Genomic DNA, 18,504 nt, shown 5'->3' with positions numbered 1-18,504 from the left:
AAAAAGCGCAGTGTACGAGCTGTACATGAGCATTTTGAGGCTGATTTCAACGCAGCATGGCCGAGCGCAGTAATTTGTAAACACCCTCTCAGTCAACCAGGAGATCCCCATGCGTATCGTCATCGCCCTGGGCGGCAACGCCCTGTTGCGCCGCGGCGAACCCATGAGCGCGGAAAACCAGCGCGCCAATATCCAGCTCGCCTGCCGGCAGATCGCCCGCATCGCGCCCGGCAACGAACTGGTGGTGGCCCATGGCAATGGCCCGCAGGTCGGCCTGCTGTCGCTGCAGGCGGCCGCCTACACCCCGGTCAGCCCCTACCCGCTGGACGTGCTCGGCGCCCAGACCGAAGGCATGATCGGCTACCTGATCGAACAGGAGCTGGGCAACCTGATGCCGTTCGAGACCCCGCTGGCCACCCTGCTCACCCAGGTGGAAGTGGACATCGACGACCCTGCCTTCCGGCACCCGAGCAAGCCCATCGGCCCGATGTATGACAAGACCGAGGCCGAGCGCCTGGCCGCCGAGAAGGGCTGGAGCATCGCCGCCGACGGCGACGGCTTCCGCCGCGTGGTGGCCAGCCCCCGGCCGAAGCGGATCTTCGAAATCCGCCCGGTGCAGTGGCTGCTGGAAAAGGGCAGCGTGGTGATCTGTGCCGGCGGCGGCGGTATTCCGACGCGCTACGCCGAAAACGGCAGGCTCGAAGGCGTGGAAGCGGTGATCGACAAGGATCTGTGCTCGGCCCTGCTGGCCGAACAACTCCAGGCCGACCTGCTGGTGATCGCCACCGATGTCGCCGCGGCCTACGTCGACTGGAAACAACCGACGCAACGGGCCATTGCCAGCGCCCACCCCGATGCACTGCAACAGCTCGATTTCGCCGCCGGCTCCATGGGCCCGAAGGTACAGGCCGCCTGCGAGTTCGCTCGCCATACCGCCAAGGATGCGGTGATCGGTGCCCTGGCCGATATCGAAGCGATCGTCACGGGACAGGCCGGAACGCGGGTCAGCCTCTCGGCGACCGGCATAAGTTATCGCTGACTGACGCGCCAGAAACACTCACAGGAAACCGCCAGCATGTTCAAACCCGGCCAGTTGCATATCCACTACACGCCCCTGCTCCCAGGTGAGGTCGGCTTCGAGATCAGCCTGCGCTACGAAGTGCGCCAGAACGCCGCCAACGAGACGGTCGTGCATTTCGACATGTCCGGGGAAATAAACGGCAAGGCCTTCGCAGACAGCTTCGAACTGCCCCGCGACACCGCCTTCAACTTCGCCAGCAATGCCACCCGCATCGCCGTGCGCCATGGCCTGCCGACTGCCGCCGTGCATCCGCTGCACGCGCATCGCCAGTACGACCTGATGTTCGAGGACATCCGCCAGCAGCTGCATGCCCGGCCAGGCGAACCGGTCAAGCCGGAGCATCTGTGCTAGGTTCAGCCCAAGCTGCGCTGCCGCGCAAATGCCGAGAGAGCCGTAGATGAGCGCACCGATCAACCGCGTCATGCTGTACGCCAACGACGTGAGCAGAACCTGCACCTTCTACAGCCGCCATTTCGGCTTCGTCGCCGCAGCGGAGGAAGATGGCCTGGTCGAACTGCGCCATCCATGCGGCGGGCTGGTGCTGCTCGTGCACCGTGCCGCCAAGTCCCTGCGCACCAGCCAGGCGCGGGTCAAGCTGGTGTTCGATGTCGAACAGCTGGATGCCTTCAAGGCGCGGGCACTGACCCAGGGCCTGGAATTCGGCCCCACGCACCAGGCACGGGGTTACGCCTTCGCCAACGCCAAGGATCCGGACGGTAATGGCATCAGCATTTCCAGCCGGGCCTTCCGTCCGGCGGACTGAATACCCTGCCAGACCCCGTCAGCCCACTGCCGCCAGGTATTCCCGATGCAGCAGCGCCAGCAGCTCGGCGGCCGGCAGCGAACGCGCCAGCGCCGCGCCCTGCCCTGCCCAGTGGGCGGCGAATTCGTGGTTGTCGGCCTTCGCGGCCGCGGCGATGAGTTGCTTGCCGGCATCGTAGGCGATACCGAAACCCGGCACGACTGGATGCCCCGGCGCACCGACCTCGGCCATGAAGCGGTTGAGAATGCCGCGTGCCGGACGCCCCGAGATCACCGTAGTCACCTGAGTGACCCGCGCCCGCTCACTGCTCAACATGCGTCGATAGGCCTCGTTGGCCGCGGATTCGGGACAGAGAATGAACGCCGTACCCAATTGCGCAGCACAAGCGCCCAAGGTCATGGCGGCAGCGATACCAGCGCCGTCCATGATGCCGCCGGCAGCGATCACCGGCCGAGACAGATGACGCACCAGCACGCGCACCAGCGCCAGGGTGCCAATGCCCTGATCGCCACGCTGAGGCTCGAATACACCGCGATGGCCACCGGCCTCGATGCCCTGGGCGACGATCAGGTCGATGCCAGCCTCTTCCAGCAACTGCCCCTCTTCCAGCGTGGTCGCCGAAGCCAGCAGGGTGATGCCTGCTTTTTTCAATGCATCGATACGATCCTGGGAGGGCAGCCCCAGGTGAAAGCTGACGATCGGCGGGCGCTCCTCGAGCAGCACCTCGAGCTGACCGTCGTCATTCTGGAAGCTGCTGTAGATATCGCCGATGACCTGTGGAGCCGGCACCTCGAACTCGGCGAAGTAAGGCTGCAGGTGATCCAGCCACGCCTGCTCCGCTGTACGATCGGCAACGCTGGGGCGATGGCAGAACACATTGATATTGAAGGGCTTGTCCGTGCCTGCGCGGGTCTCGACGATCATCTGCCGCCCGACCTCGGCCTTCACTGCGGCAATCGAGATCGAGCCCAGACCGCCGGCATTGCTGACTGCCGCAGCCAGGGCCGGTGTGGCCGTACCGGCCATCGGCGCTTGAATGATCGGATAGTCGATACCCAGGGCTGTACAGTTCATACGATCCTCGATGATGTCCGCATTAAGGGGTTCGGACTATAGCCCACTTCACTCGAAATCCCGACGCAGGGTCTGCAGCACCTGGTCATGCAGAGCGTCGACCAGCGCCGGTAGCGCAGGCGCACGAGTGCGGATCACCACCACATCGAGCATCGGCAGGCCCGGCAGCCCCTGGGACGCACCCAGAATCTGCAAGCTGGCCGGCACGCAACAGCGAGTCAGTACGCCGAGCGCTGCGCCGCTTTCGGCCACCGCCAGTTGCCCGGCGACACTGGGGCTGTTGTAGACCACCCGGTAATCGCGGCCCAGTGCCTCCAGACTTTTGAGAACGCGGCTGCGCGCCTGGCTGCCCAGTTCGTATACGGCAATCGGCAACGGTGTCTGCCGCCAGGTTTCCTGGCGGGCATTGCCAACCCACACCAGTTCCTCGCGAAACAGCAGCTCGCCACGCAGCGGCTTGTCACGGGTGACGATGGCGACATCCAGCTCGCCGCTTTCCACCTTGGGGATCAGTTGCGTGGATGGCTCGCACACCAGGCTCACCTCTACCGCCGGCTGCCCGCTGGCAAAATCGTTGAGCAGGGGCGTCAGATAACCCAGGGCGTAGTCATCCGGAATACCCAGGGAAACCTTGCCCTCCAGCCGCACGCCGCCCAGCGCCAGCAGCGCTTCGCTGTGCACCCTGAGCAGCTTGCGGGCATATCCCAACAGCTCCTCGCCTGCCGGCGTCAGACTCAGGTGCCGCGGCCCGCGCAGCAGCAACGGGCGATCCACCGCGGCCTCGAGCTTCTTGATCTGCATGCTCACCGCCGATTGCGAGCGCGCCAGCCCCACGGCCGCCGCGGTCAGGGAACCACTGTCGACTACCGCGACGAATGCCTGTAACCAATCGATCTGCAAATCCTGCCTGGCCATGACTCACCATTCGATTTTCGAATAACAGCCCGCACTATAATCCGTTTTACGGGATCACCTGTACTTGGCACCCTGTGCGCATCTCGTCAGGCAGATCCCCCATGAGCCGTCGCACCGCCCATTTTCAGTTGCATTCAGCCGCCCTGCTGGTCGGCGTCTCCGCCCTGTTCGGCCAGTCGCTGAACGTCAGTGCGAGCATGATCGTACTCGGCCGGGCGGCATTCGCCCTGCTGGCCTTGAGTGTGATCTGCGTGTGTCTGAATATGCGCCCCTGGCGCGGCGTTAGCGGTGGCACCGTGGCCAAGCTGCTGACTACCGGCGTGGCGCTGGGCGGGCACTGGATTGTGTTTTTCCTGGCGGTACAGACCGGCGGCGTGGCCGTAGCCACCCTGGGCTTCGCCTCGTTTCCCGCTTTCACTGCGCTGATCGAGCGACTGGTATTCGGCCAGCACCTGGGTCGTACTGACAGTTTGATTCTGTTACTGGTCTCAGTCGGGCTGATTCTGGTTACGCCCTCCTTCGACTTGCGTGACGGCGCTACGGAAGGCCTGCTCTGGGGCGTTCTGTCCGGGGCCAGCTATGCAGCGATAGCCGTCGCCAACAAACACTTTGCCAGCAAGGTCGATGGGCTGCCGTCGTGCTGGTGGCAATGCCTGGCCATCAGTCTGGTGCTGCTGCCCTGGTGCCTGCCGGAGCTTCCCACGGTCAGCGCCCGCGACTGGTGGCAACTGGCTGCGCTGGGCGTGCTCTGCACAGCGCTGGCCTACAGCCTGTTCATCGCCTCGTTGCGCCATGTGCGCACCCACACCGCCGCGGTGGTAATCGCGATGGAACCGATCTACGCCATCGCCGGGGCCTGGCTGATCTTCGGCTCGGTGCCGACTGCCGGCATGCTGCTCGGTGGCCTGCTCATTCTCGGGGCGGTCGCCTGGGCCGGGCTGAAGAGCAAAAGCTGACCCCCCACACACGTACACGCAGAGGCAGAAAACCCAGTCACAGCAAGGCCAGCAGCCATACCTTTGATCGCTTCCGAGGCGGGATTCACGCAGTTGTCGTAATTGCTGCGGTAGCTTTCGCCAAGCGGCTTTATCGCCTATGCTCAGGCATCGGGCACAAGACCCGTACCGCGTCGTATCCTCCGCGCGGAAAAACATTCCCTGCCACGCGCAGCGAAATGGTACCCAGCCTGAGTGCAGAATCATCGAGACGCCGGCCATGAGCGGTGCCCGCCCTGCTCTCTGGGCGCAACCACATAGCCAGCACTGCATCACTAATGGACTTCAGGGCATTGCGACCATGGACTGTTTGATCATCTATTCGCGTGATGGCGAAAAGCGATTCCAGACCCTTACTACCCGCTTCATCCCCAATATGAAGGCGGTGGAATTCACCGTTCTCAACGCAGAACTGTCTGCAGGCCATCAGGAAGGTCTCGACGCCACCGGCTCAGTCAGGCAACTGATCCAGCAACTCGGCATCGAGATCATCGATGTACTGCCCGTGCGCAAATCTTGCGTCAAGCAAGGAGCGGGTATGACCGCCCCGCCCGAGCAGCGGTGATTCATCAGGGCTGCCATGTGGTGCGTTCGCCGCTGAGTTTATGATCGAGAAAACTGGCAGCACTGATCAGCGCCAGATGACTCAATGCCTGGGGTGTATTGCCCATGTGATGGGCACGCCGGTCGAGCTCCTCGGCATACAGCCCTACCGGGTTGGCATAGCGCAACAACTGCTCGAACTCCAGGAGTGCCTGCTCGGTTCGCCCGGCACGCGCCAGGCATTCCACGTACCAGAACGAACAGGCGACGAAGGAACCCTCCTCGCCTTTCAGGCCATCATCGGTGTGGTAGCGGTAGACCATGCCGTCGCGTACCAGTTGATGCTCGATGGCTTCGAGCGTGGCCAGCCAGCGCGGGTCGGTGGCGGCGACAAAACGCATCAATGGCATCAGCAACATCGAGCCGTCGACGTCCTGACAACCGATGCGCTGGATGAAATGGCCGCAGTCCTCATCCCAGAAATTACTCCAGATGTCGTCATGGATCGCCTGGCGCTGTTCGTTCCAACGGGCGAAGGGTGCCGGTAGCGAACGTTTCTGGGCCAGGCGAATGGCTCGATCCAGCGCAACCCAGCACATCAGTCGTGAATGCAGGAAATGCTGTTCCTCGCCACGAATTTCCCAGATACCGACATCCTTCTGCTGCCAACTGACGCAGACCCGATCGACGATGCCCACCACATGCCGCCAGCCGTCGTGGGAAATCGCCTCGCCGTATTTGTTGGCGAGATAGACCGCATCCAGCAACTCGCCAAAGATATCCAATTGGATCTGCTCATGGGCCTCGTTGCCAATCCGTACCGGCCGCGCGCCGCCGTGGCCGGCGAGATGATCCAGAGATTTTTCCGGCAATTCATGCTGGCCGCGAAGGCTGTAGAGAATGCGCAGATGGGCAGGCGTTTCCGAGCAATCGTCGACCCGTTCGCGAACCCAGCGCATGAAGGCATTGGCCTCCTCGGTGAATCCCAGGCGCATGAACGCGTAGACGGTAAACGAGGCGTCGCGAATCCAGGTGTAACGGTAATCCCAGTTGCGTTCACCCCCTGCCGCTTCCGGCAGGCCGTAGGTCGCGGCCGCGAGAATGCCGCCATGCTTGCGCGAGGTCAGCAGCTTGAGCGCCAGCGCCGAACGATGCACCATCTCGCGCCAGCGCCCCCGGTAGTTGGACTGTTTGATCCAGCGCCGCCAGTAGATCAGGGTTTGCTGCAGACAGTGTTCGCAGGTACCTGCGGCGACCAGCGGATCGTCCAGGGCACCGAGCACGAATTCGGCGTGCTCGCCTTCCTGCAGCTCGAACTCGGCGACACCGCAGTGCTGATCGACCGTCAGCGGCTGGCTGGAGGACAAGCGCAGGCTCGGCTGGCCAGGCGCATGAAACACCACATCGCGGCCATCCATCTGCGCCACGGTGTCGGCGCGACTGTAATCATGGCGAACACGGCAACGCATGCGGATTCGCGCACTGCCGGAGACCACCTGGATGCGACGGATCAAACGCGGATGGTCATCCACGTCGGCATTGATCGGCATCAGATCGGTGCTCTCCACTACCGCGTTCTCGTCCAGCCAGCGTGTCTGCAGCACGTTGGTATCCGGTAGGTAGAGTTGTCGACGGCGCGCCCCTGGCAGATCCGGCGCTAGCTGGAAAACCCCGGCTGCGGGGCTGTCGAGCAAGGCGGTAAAGATCGATGGGCTGTCGAAATCGGGCCAGCAGAAAAAGTCCACGCAGCCACTGTCGGCGACCAGAGCCGCACTGCGCATATCGCCGATGATGCCGTGCGCTTCGATGGGCATCTGCTTCCCCTGAATCTCAGCCATTGTCACGAAACTCCGGATAGAGGCTCATACCGCCGTCGATGAACAGGGTCGTGCCATGGACGTAATCGGCGGCATCGGAGGCCAGCCAGACCACCGCATTGGCGACGTCTTCGACATCACCAAGGCGGCCATAGGGAATCAGTTCGAGCAGCGACCGGGCGGCCTCGCCTTCGGTAGCCTCGCGGTTGATCGCAGTACGGATCGCCCCCGGCGCGATGGCATTGACGCGGATGCGCTGCTCGCCAACCTCCTGAGCCACGCTGCGCATCAACAGATCGAGGCCGCCCTTGGACGCAGCATAGTTGGCGCGCCCGGCCCAGGGGATCAACTGGTGCACCGAGCTCATCTGGATGATCTTGCCGACTGCTCGCGACACGTTCTCGCGAATTTCCTGTTGGCGAAACTGACGCAGCGCGGCGCGCACGCAGAGAAACTGGCCAGTGAGATTGACCTGCAGCACCTGGTTCCATTGTTCCAGGCTCATGTCCACCGTCGGCGCATCTCGCTGCACGCCCGAATTGGCCAGCAGGATGTCCAGCCGCCCGAAAGCGGCGACCGTCTCGGCGAACAGCGCCTCGACCTCCTCCTCGCTGGCCACATCGGCAGCAACGGCAACTGCCTGCCCGCCACCGCGGCGAATCTCCTCTGCCAGCTGTTCGGCCGCCTCGCGCCCGGATCGATAATTCAGCACCACTGCAGCCCCGGCTTGAGCCAGCGCCTTCGCCGACGCCGCACCGATCCCCGAACTGGCACCGGTGACCAATGCGACCTGTTCATGCAGAGAAATAAGCACGGGTTTCCCCTCTAGGGGCTGTTTACCTGTAACACCTGACTGACCGGCAAGCGGCAGAGTTCAGGAAAAAGACCCAGCACCGTCGATCCGAATGACAGCACCTACCCGCCCAGGCACAAATCCATATTCAGGATAGGTGAATCACAGGAAACCACCATGCACGACATCGAAACGCTGCTCGACTATCTGAAACAGCACAAGCTGTACCTGACCACGGCGGAATCCTGCACGGCCGGCATGATCGTGGCGCTGCTCGCCAAGCATCCTGGCAGCGGCGAATGCCTGGACAGCGGCCTGGTGGTCTACTCGCCCGCGGCCAAAAAGCGTCTGCTCGAGGTCAGCCAGGAGACCCTGGACAACTTCAACCTCACCAGTGAAGAAGTCACTCGGGAAATGGCCAGCGGCGCGCTGAACGGCAGCCCGGCCAACGTAGCGGTCGCCACCACTGGCGTGGCCGGGCCGGACGCACAAGGTGAGATTGCGCCAGGCACGCTGTGCTTCGCCTGGGCGTTCCGCACCCAGGCTGGCGCCGTTCGCCTGTTCTCCAGCACCGAGCACTTCACCGGCGATCGCTCGCAGGTTCTCGATGACGCAGCCAGATTCGCCCTGCTGCGCCTGCCGCACTGGCACGCGCAGCTATTGGCTGAAATCTAGGGTCTGTTGCCGTTTCACGCACGGCCGCGCCGGAGCCCGTTTTGCCGCGAGGCAAGGGCCGCGCCCGCTCCCAGCGGGCTTGCGGCATTTCCCACATCCATGTGGGTCACACAGCCGCGAAGTTTAGCTGGCTAAATGAGCCGGCGAGAAACGCAGCATCGCGGTAAAACGGGCCCGGCCCTTCGGGTGGGGCCGCCTAGGTTGCGCGGGAAATCTCGCCATGCGTTGTTGGAGGACTTGGCAAGGGAAAACGCGGACGGCTAGTCCATTACCGGCGTCCTCCGCCTAGCGGATCGCCGCCCGGCCTTGCGAGATTTCTCGCGGCAACGCGGCTCGCGTTGAAACGGCAACAGACCCTAACGCCGACCTTTACCCGGCAGAATCGAGCCGAGTACCTGCTTGGTCGCCTGGCGGATGATGCCACCCTGATCCGGGTCGCCCTGCCACAGCGCCGAAGCGAACGCCTTGGCCTGCGCCAGGGTGATATGCGGCGGTAACGGCGGCACATCGGGATCGGTCTTGAACTCGATCAGCACCGGTCGATCCGATGCCCAGGCCTGCTCCCAGGCCTGGGCGACATCCTCTTCACGATCGACGTAAATGCCCCTCAAGCCGATGGACTCGGCGAATTGGTGGTAGGCGACATTGGGAATGTCCTGGGACGCCGGGAACTTCGGATCGCCCTCCATGGCCCGCTGCTCCCAGGTCACCTGGTTGAGATCCTCGTTATTGAACACCGCGCAGATCCAGCGTTTGTCCTGCCATTGCTGCCAGTATTTGGCGACGGTGATCAGCTCGGCCATGTTGTTCATCTGCATCGCACCATCGCCGACCAGAGCCACCACCGGGCGATCCGGATGGGCGAACTTGGCGGCGATGGCATAGGGCACTGCCGCCCCCATGGAGGCCAGGCCACCGGACAGCGAACAGAGCATGTCTTCGCGAATCTTCACATCGCGGGCGAACCAGTTGGCACAGGAGCCGGAGTCGCAGGTGACCACGGCGCGATCCGGCAAGCGCGGCGACAGCTCGTAAGCCACGCGCTGCGGGTTGATCGGCGATGCCGAGGCCATGGCGCGGCGCCGCAAGGTGGTTTCCCATTGCGCCGTCCAACGCTCGATGCGTTTGCGCCAGGTGCGCAGTTTCTTGCGCTCGAGCAGCGGCAATAATGCCCGCAGAGTGTCCGCGGAGTCGCCCTGCAGGTTGACTTCCATGGGATAACGCAAACCAAGCATGTCCGCCTGGATATCGATCTGCACACCGCGCGCCTGGCCTTCCTTGGGCAGAAACTCGGCATAGGGGAAGCCGGAGCCGATCATCAGCAAGGTGTCGCACTCATTCATCATCTGATAGCTCGGTTTGGTGCCGAGCAAACCGATGGAGCCGGTCACCCAGGGCAGACCGTCCGGCAGCACGGCCTTGCCCAGCAGCGCCTTGGCGACACCCGCACCCAGCACATCGGCGATCTGCGCGACCTCCTGGCTCGCCCCCAGCGCACCGGCACCAACCAGAATCGCCACTTTCTTGCCGGCGTTCAGCACCTCGGCGGCGCGCTCCAGGTCAGCCTCGTAGGGCACCACCCGCGGTCGGCTGTAGCCGACGCCGGAATGCAGGGCTCCGTGCTCGTGAGCCGGTTCTTCGTAAGGCAGGGTTTGCAGGTCATTGGGCAGGATGATCGCGGTCACCCGGCGGTCGCCCAGTGCCGTGCGAATGCTGCGGTCGACCAGATGACGAACCTGAGCTGGCGAGCTGGCCTGCTGCACGAAGGCACCCGCCACGTCCTTGAACATCGACAGCAGATCCACTTCCTGCTGGTAATGCCCGCCCAGGGCATTGCGGGCTTGCTGGCCGACGATGGCCAACACCGGCATGTGATCCATGCGCGCGTCATAGAGGCCCGTGAGCAGGTGCGTGGCGCCCGGGCCGGAAGTGGCGATGCATACACCCAGATCGCCAGAGAACTTGGCGTCGGCAGATGCCATGAAGGCGGCCATCTCCTCGTGTCTAGCCTGGATGAAACGAATCTTGCCATCGGCCTTGGCCAGGGCACCGAAAACTCCGTTGATGCCATCGCCCGGGTAGCCATAAATACGTCGAACGCCCCATTGATAGAGGCGTTCGACGATGAAATCTGCGACTGTCATGCTCATGGAAAACTCGCTCGAAGTTCAGGCCCGAAGCAGGCCCACATGGATGGAGTTGCCACGCGACGTCAGCGTGCGCGACCGATTGCCCGAGCAGCGTCACTGCAGGGGATTCACAAATATTGACCGGAGCCAATCCGCAGAGGTTTAAGGTTTCTGCCGAAAGCAGCTGCGCCTGTGCCGAACCGGGCCTGGGCCCAGAGGAACGGCATGCGGATATCGCTTGGCAAAAAGATCGAACATGCAGCGCGCGCTACCCTCAAACCACGTAGAGCACAGACCGGAGGGAAGTGTCATGAGCCAGCGAATACCAGAGGATCCTACCCAGGCACCCGGCACACCGGACACGCCGGGCGAACCGGCCCCTCTCGGTCACCCCCATGAACCGGACAACGATGTCTTACCGGAAAAACCGCAGCCAGACCCCGTATGACAGGGCGTGTATCCGGCTCCCATCAACAATCAGGCAGGAGTGAATCCATGGTCGCCTTCGAACCGCAATCGCAACCCACTCGACAGTGCCCGGCACGTCAGAACGTAAGAGGCTGGGAGCGCTTGCTGTCCATCGGCGGCGGCCTGCTGCTGGCCGCACTGGGTGCAAGCAAACAAGGCCAGTTGGGCAATCGTCAATTGAGCGCCGGCAGCCTGCTGCTGTTGCGCGGCCTGAGCGGGCATTGCAGCGTGAAAAGCGCAGTGGACGATCCACTGGAAGAAATCCGTTACCTGCGTGCTCGCATCCAGCGCGCCCAGGAACTGCTGCTGATGGCCGAAGAACTGGCGGATCGCACCCGCACCGCGGCGACGCCTCCTGTGCCCCCCGCTCCAGCAGCCCCGGCACCCATGGATATCAACGTGCCGATCGCGGATGAATTCGCCAGCCGCGAGCAAAGCCGCTGAGTCCGGTAATTGACGGACAGCCCTTTCAAGCATGAACAGGTGTAGCCACATGGATAACGACAGCAAAGAACGGCCGCACAAGCGCCCCACCAAGATCATCTCCGGGCACTGGCGACAGGACGCTCAGGAACAACTGCGCGCACGCATCCAGGCCGATCAGTCGCATACCGACGAACTGGAGGCCCTGGCGCAGATGGCCCGTTCGACCATCGCCGATCTGGAAAATCCGGATGCCCCGCAGTCGCCGGATCGCCTGCGCGAAGCTGCCCGCCAGCTTGCCGCGCTGCGCGATGCCTTGAACAATGCCCGCGGCGATGCGGTTTACAAGGTGGATCGCTTCGCCCACACCCATCCGTTCTGGCTGGCGGCAGGCGGTATCGTCCTTGGCTTCGCGCTCGGCCAGGTGTTGTGCAAGCGTGAGCGCTCTCTCGAAAGTCACACGCGAAAAGGAGCCCTGCAATGACTGAAGATCCGCGGCAACCCCCGGTAGATCCTTCCCTGCTCGGCCTGCTGCGCCAGCTGACTCGCGAAGTGCAAACGCTCTTCACCAAAGAGTTGGCACTGGCCAAGGTCGAGCTCAACGCCTCCCTGCAGGCCACCAAGACCGGCATCGCCGCGGTAGCCATCGGGGCCATCGTGCTGCTGTGCGGTGTGCTGATGCTGCTGCTTTCCGCCGTGTACGGGCTGAGCACCGTGGTAGCGCCCTGGCTGGCCGCCCTGATCGTGGGCGTAGTGGTCATCGTGATCGGCCTGATCATGCTGAAGATCGGTCAGCAGAAATTCACACCTTCTCAACTCACCCCCGAACGCACCCTGGACTCCTTGCAGAAGGACAAGGAAGCCGTGCAGAGGCAAATGTCATGAGTACCAATAGCAGCATTGCAGCCGAATCGCGCAAACCGCCGGAAATCCTCGAGCAGGAAATCGACCAGCAACGCAACCGCATCGACGCCCTGATCGATGACGTGGAAGCGCGCCTGACCCCTCAATACCTGATCGATCAGGCTCTGGCCTACGGGCGTGAAAGCGGCGGCCTGGAAATAGCCGAGCGCCTGGGGCAAACCCTGAAATCCAACCCGGTTCCCGTGGCCATGACCGCCATCGGCCTGGCCTGGTTGGCCGTGGAACAGACGCGCACACGCGCGCAACCGGCAACCGATTTCGAGCATCCCGAAGATCATGAATCCCTGGCCGATGCGCTGCACGAAGCGAAACAGTCGCTGCACCAAGGCACCTTCGCGGCCAGACAGAAGCTGCATGATCTTGCCGACAGTGCGGAAACGGTCAAGAACCAGGTGAAACAGGGAGCCGACAAGCTGAATCTGGCACTGCATCGCCGCCCCTGGGCATTCGCCGCAGCGGGCCTGGCGCTGGGCGCGGTGATCGGCATTCTGGGCACGGCCCGCAAGGATGAAGTCGAGACCGAGAGCTATGAAGTTCCGGATCTGGACGACGGTTTCGACGATCTGGACGATCTGGACGACGAACCGCCCTTCCGCCCCGGCGCAATTTAGATCATCGAGGATTCTTGCGACTGGAAGGCACCGGTCATGTCGCAAGACCAATGCTTTTCACGCAGAAACGAAAAAAGCGCCCTAGGGCGCTTTTTTGCGTTGCTTCCGGGTGTTCAGTGGGCCCTGGAAGCTATATATGGCGCAGCGGACGGGACTCGAACCCGCGACCCCCGGCGTGACAGGCCGGTATTCTAACCGACTGAACTACCGCTGCGCATACTACGAGTTGGTGGGTGATGACGGGATCGAACCGCCGACCCTCTGCTTGTAAGGCAGATGCTCTCCCAGCTGAGCTAATCACCCTTCACTCTCGAAGTGGGGCGCATTCTAGAGAGCGACCCGCACCTTGGCAACCCCCTTTCTGAAAAAAATTTATCGGAGTTCCAAAGGCTTAGGAATTCAGAGCGGAAACCTCCACACCCCTCGATACAGGGTTGGCCTAATCAGCCGCCGGAAGGAATAATGCGCCCTCGCGCTGGTCTGATCGTCGCGCGGCATGTTTCGCCATCTGCCGCCAGACTGCCCACGCTCTGCACCTATGCAGAAGCCCTGCGCTCGGACTCATGATTTTTTGCGCGCCAAGCGCGCGCCCGCTAACTGGAGACACCCCGCTCATGTGGTTTCGCAACCTGCTGGTCTATCGCCTCACCCAAGACGTTCCCTTCGATACCGAAACGCTCGAAGCAGCGCTGGCCGCCAAACCTGCACGGCCCTGCGCCAGCCAGGAACTGGCCACCTACGGTTTCATCGCACCGTTCGGTAAAGGTGCCGACGCGCCACTGGTACATGAAAGCCAGGGCTTCCTGCTGCTCGCCGCACGCAAGGAAGAACGCATCCTGCCCGGCAGCGTGGTCAAGGACGCCGTGAAGGAAAAGGTCGACGAGATCGAAAACGAGCAGATGCGCAAGGTCTACAAGAAGGAGCGCGACCAGATCAAGGACGAGATCGTCCAGGCCTTCCTGCCGCGTGCCTTCATCCGCAAGTCCGCCACCTTCGCGGCCATCGCCCCGGCCCAGGGCTTGATCCTGGTCGACGCCTCCAGCCCGAAACGTGCCGAAGACCTGCTGTCCACCCTGCGCGAAGCCATCGGCTCGCTGCCAGTTCGCCCGCTGACCGTGAAGATCGCCCCGAGCGCGACCATGACCGACTGGGTGAAGACGCAGAAGTCCGCGGAAGGCTTCTACGTTCTGGACGAATGCGAGCTGCGCGACACCCACGAAGATGGTGGCGTGGTGCGCTGCAAGCGCCAGGATCTGACCGGGGACGAAATCCAGCTGCACATGACCTCCGGCAAGCAGGTCGTGCAACTGTCCCTGGCCTGGCAGGACAAGCTATCCTTCGTGCTCGACGACAAGCTGGTGGTCAAACGCCTGCGCTTCGAAGACCTGCTGCAAGAGCAGGCCGAACAGGATGGCGGCGACGACAACCTCGGCCAGCTGGATGCCAGCTTCACCCTGATGATGCTGACCCTGGTGGAATTCCTGCCATCGCTTTTCGAAGCACTGGGCGGCGAAGACACCCCGCAGGGAATATAAAAGGCAGCGGCAAGCCTCAAGCCGCAAGTGAAAGCAGGTCTGCACGAGGCTCTGGCTTTTGGCTTGCCGCTGCTCCTCTAACAATAACCGGCTCTGCCTGCCCGCTGCGGAGCCAGCCTTCTGTCGCTACGGAAACATAACCATGTCTGCCTTGATCGCCCTGAGCCGCTTCGTCGGCAACACCTTCGCCCTGTGGGTACTGCTGTTCGCCGTTCTGGCCTTTCTGCTGCCCAGCGCCTTCTTGCCGCTGACGTCGTGGATAGTGCCGCTGCTCGGCCTGATCATGTTCGGCATGGGCCTGACCCTCAAGGCCGCGGATTTCCGCGAAGTGGCCCGGCATCCACTGCGGGTGCTGATCGGCGTGCTCGCACAATTCATCATCATGCCGTGTCTGGCCTGGCTACTCTGCAAGTTGTTCGCCTTGCCGGCGGAAATCGCTGTGGGCGTGATTCTGGTCGGCTGCTGCCCGGGCGGCACCGCTTCCAACGTCATCACCTGGTTCGCCAAGGGTGACGTAGCGCTGTCCGTTGGTATCACTGCAGTGACTACCCTGATGGCACCGATCGTCACTCCCGCGCTGATTTGGCTGCTGGCTTCCGAATGGCTGCCGGTTTCCTTCTGGGCCATGTTCAGTTCGATTCTTCAGATGGTGCTGCTGCCGATCGTCCTTGGCCTGGTCGCACAACGACTGCTGGGCGAACGCGTGAAGCTGGCAATCGATGTATTGCCACTGATCTCGGTGGTTTCTATCGTCGCAATCGTGGCAGCAGTGGTTGCCGCCAGCCAGGCGAAGATCGCCGAATCCGGCCTGCTGATCATGGCCGTGGTGATCCTGCACAACAGCCTCGGGCTCGGCCTCGGCTACCTGGCCGGAGTGCTCACCGGTATGCCGCTGGCCCAGCGCAAAACGCTGTCCATCGAAGTCGGCATGCAGAACTCCGGGCTTGGCGCCGCCCTGGCCAGTGCTCACTTCTCACCGCTGGCGGCGGTGCCCAGCGCGCTGTTCAGCGTGTGGCACAACCTCTCTGGTGCGCTGCTGGCGACCGTTCTACGACGCCTGAAGGACGACAAGCAGGAAAGCTGACCAGGCGATAGCGGCCATTGAGCTGCAAGCCGCAAGCTTCAAGCTTCAAGATAGAAGCAAGAACAATAGAGCGCTCCGAGCCGCTTTTAACGTGTCGCTTGAAGGGGGCGGCCATCCGCCTTGTAGCTTATGGCTTCTTTCGCTTTATCTAGGTCGGTTCTGGCGTCATGGCAACCCCTGCAGCCGATTTGCCCTGCCAGGCACTTCATGCACAATAGTGAGTGGCGCACGCCGGGGACGACCCTGGATTTCAGTGCTTGACTGCCGGGGACGACCCCACACAGTGGAGTCGTTCCATGTCCTGGATCATTCTGTTCTTCGCCGGCCTGTTCGAGGTCGGCTGGGCCATCGGCCTGAAGTACACCGACGGTTTCAGCCGCCCCCTTCCGACCCTGCTTACGGTTGCCGCCATGGTGGTCAGCCTGACGCTGCTCGGCCTGGCCATGAAGGAACTGCCCCTGGGCACCGCCTACGCTATCTGGACAGGCGTCGGCGCGGTGGGCACGGTGATCGCCGGCATCATCCTGTTCGGCGAGTCCATGGCACTGCTGCGCCTGGCCAGCGTGGCACTGATCATCTGCGGCCTGATCGGGCTGAAGCTGAGCCACGGCTGAAACGAAAGAGCCCGCCAATTGGCGGGCTCTTTCGTTTATGCACTACGACGAAGGAATCGCAGCTGGTACCTCCACAATCGAATCAGCGCTTGTCTCCACGCAATGCAGAGACCTCGGCTTGCAGCACCTGGCGCGTGGCCGCAGCCGCCTCGATCGGCATCCCGGCGATCAGGTCGACGCGCGACCAGAAGCGGCGGAACAACCGTTTCTGCGGATCGCGACTGAAGATACTGCCCCACAGGCCGCCCAGGGCCATGGGAATCACGGGCACCGGGTTGTCCTGCAGAATGCGTTCGACACCTGCCTTGAATTCGCTGATCTCGCCGTCGGCGGTCAGCTTGCCTTCGGGAAAAATGCACACCACCTCGCCGTTACGCAAATATTCGCCAATACGCTTGAACGCCGCGTCGAACACCAGCAGATCCTCGCTGCGTCCGGCGATTGGCACGGTGCCGGCGGTACGGAAGATGAAGTTGAGCAGCGGCAGGTTGTAGATCTTGTAGTACATGACGAAGCGTATCGGCCGACGCACCGCGCCACCGATCAGCAGCGCATCGACGAACGACACGTGGTTGCACACCAGTACCGCCGGCCCATCGTCCGGAATGGCGTCCAGGCCCTTGTGCGACACCCGGTACATCGAGTGCCCGAGCAGCCAGATGAGGAAGCGCATGGTGAACTCGGGGACGATCTTGAAGATGTAGCTGTTGACCGCCACGTTCATCAGCGAAATGACCAGGAACAGCTGCGGGATCGACAAGCCGGCAACGCTGAGAAAGAGGATCGACACCAGTGCCGATACCACCATGAACAGCGCGTTGAGAATGTTGTTCGCGGCAATCACCCGGGCCCGCTCGTTCTCGGCGGTTCGCGACTGGATCAGGGCGTACAGCGGCACGATGTAGAAACCGCCGAACACGCCAATGCCGAGAATAGAGCCCAGCACCCACCAGGCATGGCCATAACCGAGCAGCGCCAGCCAGTTGTGCGGTTGCGCCGCCTCGGGCACGCCGCCCGAGCCCCACCACAGCAGAATGCCGAACAGCGACAGGCCAATGGAGCCGAACGGTACCAGGCCGATCTCCACCTTGTGCCCGCTCATCCGCTCGCAGAGCATCGAACCGAGCGCGATGCCTACCGAAAATACGGTAAGGATCAGCGTGACCACACTCTCGTCCCCGTGCAGCCATTCCTTCGAATAGGCCGGAATCTGCGTCAGGTACACCGCGCCGAGAAACCAGAACCAGGAGTTGCCGACCAGCGAACGTGATACGACCTTGGGCTGCGTGAGGCCCATGCGCAAGGTCAGCCAGGTCTGGCGCAGGATGTTCCAATCCAGGGTCAGGTCAGGCAACGCGGCATCCGCGCGCGGAATACCGCGGCTGGACAGGTAGCCCAGCACTGACACCAGCACCACCGAAGAGGCGACGATCACCCCGTAATGCGCGCTGGTGAGCATCAGCCCAGCACCGATGGTGCCGGCCAGGATCGCCAGAAAGGTACCCATTTCCACCAGGGCGTTGCCGCCGACCAGCTCCTCGGGCTTCAGCGCCTGGGGCAGGATCGAGTACTTCACCGGGCCGAACAGCGCCGACTGCAGCCCCATGGCGAACAGCACCGCGAGCATCAGCGTCAGGTTGCCGAGCAGCACGCCGACCGCGCCGACCAGCATGATGAAAATCTCGAAGAACTTGAGCCGGCGGATCAGCCAGTCCTTGGCGAACTTTTCACCGAACTGCCCACCGAGTGCGGAGAACAGGAAGAACGGCAGAATGAACAGCATGGCGGCCAGGTTAACCAGCAGATCACGATCCGTGTCGAGGCTGAGCTTGAACAGAATCGCGAGGATCAACGACTGCTTGAAGATGTTGTCGTTGAATGCACCGAGCAGCTGCGTGATGAAGAACGGCAGGAAGCGCCTGCTCTTCAGCAGGGCGAATTGCGAATGCTGGCTCATCGATACCTTCCCTATTGGTGATTCGCTGAGCATTGGACTCGACGAGAGCTGCAAGCCGCAAGCCTCAAGCTGCAAGAAAAAGCCAAGAGCCTGCGGATGGCCC

General features: G+C 62.7%; 19 protein-coding genes and 2 tRNA genes. 13 read left to right on the top strand and 8 right to left on the bottom strand.

Features of this window, described 5'->3' with window-relative positions; genetic code table 11:
* Positions 1-109: 109 nt before the first annotated feature.
* The 3 genes from arcC to DNK10_RS05835 are packed head-to-tail and all read left to right on the top strand — an operon-like array spanning position 110 to position 1,844.
* Positions 110-1,039 carry a carbamate kinase gene (gene arcC / locus DNK10_RS05845; protein ID WP_131190910.1) on the top strand — a complete coding sequence of 310 codons (930 nt, stop codon included), beginning with the start codon at positions 110-112 and terminating at the stop codon, positions 1,037-1,039.
* 36 nt (positions 1,040-1,075) lie between these two features.
* Positions 1,076-1,432 (top strand): DUF5064 family protein, encoded by a 357-nt coding sequence (locus DNK10_RS05840; RefSeq protein ID WP_131190909.1) that lies wholly within the window; start codon positions 1,076-1,078, stop codon positions 1,430-1,432.
* Between the two features lie 46 nt (positions 1,433-1,478).
* Complete coding sequence (locus DNK10_RS05835) at positions 1,479-1,844, top strand: VOC family protein (RefSeq protein WP_131190908.1); 366 nt, start codon at positions 1,479-1,481, stop codon at positions 1,842-1,844.
* Positions 1,845-1,862: 18 nt separating this feature from the next.
* On the opposite strand, the gene DNK10_RS05830 is transcribed toward DNK10_RS05835, so the two are convergent.
* Together DNK10_RS05830 and DNK10_RS05825 are read right to left on the bottom strand one after the other, a co-directional pair.
* The gene (locus tag DNK10_RS05830; RefSeq protein ID WP_131190907.1) at positions 1,863-2,918 is read right to left on the bottom strand and encodes an NAD(P)H-dependent flavin oxidoreductase; all 1,056 of its coding nucleotides are present in this window, start codon (positions 2,916-2,918) and stop codon (positions 1,863-1,865) included.
* 48 nt (positions 2,919-2,966) lie between these two features.
* Complete coding sequence (locus DNK10_RS05825; protein ID WP_131190906.1) at positions 2,967-3,833, bottom strand: LysR family transcriptional regulator; 867 nt, start codon at positions 3,831-3,833, stop codon at positions 2,967-2,969.
* 101 nt (positions 3,834-3,934) lie between these two features.
* Here DNK10_RS05825 and DNK10_RS05820 point away from each other — a divergent pair, with 101 nt between their 5' ends.
* Together DNK10_RS05820 and DNK10_RS05815 are read left to right on the top strand one after the other, a co-directional pair.
* Positions 3,935-4,789 carry a DMT family transporter gene (locus DNK10_RS05820; RefSeq protein ID WP_131190905.1) on the top strand — a complete coding sequence of 285 codons (855 nt, stop codon included), beginning with the start codon at positions 3,935-3,937 and terminating at the stop codon, positions 4,787-4,789.
* Between the two features lie 259 nt (positions 4,790-5,048).
* The gene (locus tag DNK10_RS05815; protein ID WP_131190904.1) at positions 5,049-5,393 is read left to right on the top strand and encodes a hypothetical protein; all 345 of its coding nucleotides are present in this window, start codon (positions 5,049-5,051) and stop codon (positions 5,391-5,393) included.
* Between the two features lie 4 nt (positions 5,394-5,397).
* Here the strand turns inward: DNK10_RS05815 and DNK10_RS05810 are convergent, their stop codons facing one another.
* Both DNK10_RS05810 and DNK10_RS05805 read right to left on the bottom strand, forming a co-directional pair.
* Positions 5,398-7,209 (bottom strand): glycoside hydrolase family 15 protein, encoded by a 1,812-nt coding sequence (locus DNK10_RS05810; protein WP_131190903.1) that lies wholly within the window; start codon positions 7,207-7,209, stop codon positions 5,398-5,400.
* A complete protein-coding gene (locus DNK10_RS05805) occupies positions 7,202-8,002 on the bottom strand; it encodes a glucose 1-dehydrogenase (RefSeq protein WP_131178571.1) in 801 nt (266 codons plus the stop codon). The genes DNK10_RS05810 and DNK10_RS05805 overlap by 8 nt, the downstream gene beginning before the upstream one ends.
* 156 nt (positions 8,003-8,158) lie before the next feature.
* Here DNK10_RS05805 and DNK10_RS05800 point away from each other — a divergent pair, with 156 nt between their 5' ends.
* Complete coding sequence (locus DNK10_RS05800; RefSeq protein WP_131190902.1) at positions 8,159-8,656, top strand: CinA family protein; 498 nt, start codon at positions 8,159-8,161, stop codon at positions 8,654-8,656.
* Between the two features lie 356 nt (positions 8,657-9,012).
* Here DNK10_RS05800 and DNK10_RS05795 read toward each other — a convergent pair whose 3' ends face one another.
* Positions 9,013-10,806, bottom strand: a complete 1,794-nt coding sequence (locus tag DNK10_RS05795; RefSeq protein ID WP_131190901.1) for a thiamine pyrophosphate-requiring protein — start codon at positions 10,804-10,806, stop codon at positions 9,013-9,015.
* A 474-nt stretch (positions 10,807-11,280) separates the two neighbouring features.
* Here DNK10_RS05795 and DNK10_RS05790 point away from each other — a divergent pair, with 474 nt between their 5' ends.
* From DNK10_RS05790 to DNK10_RS05775, 4 genes are read left to right on the top strand one after another with little or no spacing between them, the layout of a single operon-like run.
* The gene (locus DNK10_RS05790) at positions 11,281-11,697 is read left to right on the top strand and encodes a YgaP-like transmembrane domain (protein WP_165495952.1); all 417 of its coding nucleotides are present in this window, start codon (positions 11,281-11,283) and stop codon (positions 11,695-11,697) included.
* A gap of 49 nt (positions 11,698-11,746) precedes the next feature.
* Positions 11,747-12,160: a hypothetical protein gene (locus DNK10_RS05785; RefSeq protein WP_131190899.1), complete on the top strand. Its 414-nt coding sequence runs from the start codon at positions 11,747-11,749 to the stop codon at positions 12,158-12,160.
* Positions 12,157-12,561 carry a phage holin family protein gene (locus DNK10_RS05780; protein ID WP_131190898.1) on the top strand — a complete coding sequence of 135 codons (405 nt, stop codon included), beginning with the start codon at positions 12,157-12,159 and terminating at the stop codon, positions 12,559-12,561. The genes DNK10_RS05785 and DNK10_RS05780 overlap by 4 nt, the downstream gene beginning before the upstream one ends.
* Positions 12,558-13,211: a DUF3618 domain-containing protein gene (locus DNK10_RS05775; RefSeq protein ID WP_131190897.1), complete on the top strand. Its 654-nt coding sequence runs from the start codon at positions 12,558-12,560 to the stop codon at positions 13,209-13,211. Before DNK10_RS05780 ends, DNK10_RS05775 begins: the two co-directional genes overlap by 4 nt.
* A gap of 137 nt (positions 13,212-13,348) precedes the next feature.
* Here the strand turns inward: DNK10_RS05775 and DNK10_RS05770 are convergent.
* Together DNK10_RS05770 and DNK10_RS05765 are read right to left on the bottom strand one after the other, a co-directional pair.
* Positions 13,349-13,425: transfer RNA gene (locus DNK10_RS05770), tRNA-Asp, on the bottom strand.
* Positions 13,426-13,438: 13 nt separating this feature from the next.
* Positions 13,439-13,514, bottom strand: a tRNA-Val gene (locus DNK10_RS05765).
* A gap of 311 nt (positions 13,515-13,825) precedes the next feature.
* Here DNK10_RS05765 and rdgC point away from each other — a divergent pair.
* From rdgC to sugE, 3 genes are all read left to right on the top strand, one after another.
* Positions 13,826-14,746: a recombination-associated protein RdgC gene (gene rdgC / locus DNK10_RS05760; protein WP_131178578.1), complete on the top strand. Its 921-nt coding sequence runs from the start codon at positions 13,826-13,828 to the stop codon at positions 14,744-14,746.
* A gap of 142 nt (positions 14,747-14,888) precedes the next feature.
* Entirely contained in the window at positions 14,889-15,830 is a 942-nt protein-coding gene (locus DNK10_RS05755; RefSeq protein WP_131178579.1) for a bile acid:sodium symporter family protein, read from the top strand.
* Between the two features lie 296 nt (positions 15,831-16,126).
* Positions 16,127-16,444 (top strand): quaternary ammonium compound efflux SMR transporter SugE, encoded by a 318-nt coding sequence (gene sugE, locus DNK10_RS05750; RefSeq protein WP_131190896.1) that lies wholly within the window; start codon positions 16,127-16,129, stop codon positions 16,442-16,444.
* A gap of 82 nt (positions 16,445-16,526) precedes the next feature.
* Here the strand turns inward: sugE and DNK10_RS05745 are convergent, their stop codons facing one another.
* Positions 16,527-18,401, bottom strand: a complete 1,875-nt coding sequence (locus DNK10_RS05745; protein WP_131190895.1) for an MFS transporter — start codon at positions 18,399-18,401, stop codon at positions 16,527-16,529.
* Between the last annotated feature and the right edge of the window lie 103 nt (positions 18,402-18,504).

The sequence above is a fragment of the Phytopseudomonas daroniae genome (assembly GCF_004327275.1).
GTDB lineage: Bacteria > Pseudomonadota > Gammaproteobacteria > Pseudomonadales > Pseudomonadaceae > Aquipseudomonas > Aquipseudomonas daroniae.
This window is presented reverse-complemented; position numbering and strand designations above follow the sequence as displayed.